This is a genomic window from Acinetobacter sp. I-MWF (assembly GCF_025433935.1).
In the GTDB taxonomy this organism is placed as follows: domain Bacteria; phylum Pseudomonadota; class Gammaproteobacteria; order Pseudomonadales; family Moraxellaceae; genus Acinetobacter; species Acinetobacter guillouiae.
The window spans coordinates 1-526 of record NZ_JAMBAR010000050.1 but is presented as its reverse complement, the minus strand read 5'-3'; the positions used below and the strand labels follow the sequence as shown (position 1 = coordinate 526).

2 protein-coding genes are annotated in these 526 nt (G+C 59.3%); one reads left to right on the top strand and one right to left on the bottom strand.

The genetic code is table 11. The annotated features are described in order from the left end of the window. The coding region (locus tag M2R48_RS21315) for a hypothetical protein (protein WP_262087628.1) at positions 1-226 on the top strand (226 nt) is incomplete at its 5' end. A 72-nt stretch (positions 227-298) separates the two neighbouring features. Here the strand turns inward: M2R48_RS21315 and M2R48_RS21310 are convergent. Further along, positions 299-526: Lrp/AsnC ligand binding domain-containing protein (locus tag M2R48_RS21310; protein ID WP_262087627.1), on the bottom strand; the 228-nt coding region annotated here is incomplete at its 5' end.

The window sequence follows — 526 nt, the reverse complement described above, 5'->3', positions numbered from 1 at the left end:
GGAAGACCTCGCCGAGCAACTGCCGCGCATCGAGCGCATCCAGGCCTGGCTGCACCACGCACGCCAGGTGGTGGACATTGCGGAACTCGACCGCCTGTACGGTGAGCTGAACAAGCTGGCGCAACTGGCCAACCAGCCGATCACCGATGAATCGCTGGATGCGCGCATGCATCAGGCGATCGCGGTGTATCAGAACCGTGCCTGGAAGACCCTGCTGCGTCTGTAATATCGCCATCGGGAGTAAGCCACTTCCCACTCCAATGTGGGAGGGGGCTTGCCCCCGATGAGGCCAGCCCTGTCAGCCCAATACTGGCAGGCTAGTGGTGGACTTGATCTCCGACAACGCCACGATCGAATTGACCTCCTGAATCCCCGGCACCATCGACAACTTCTCGAAGAAAAACCGCTCGTAAGCCTCGATGTCCGACGTGACAATGCGCAGCAGAAAATCCACCGCCCCCATCAACACATAACACTCCAACACTTCCGGAAAACCGCGGATCGCCTCGGTGAACTCGGTGAAGTT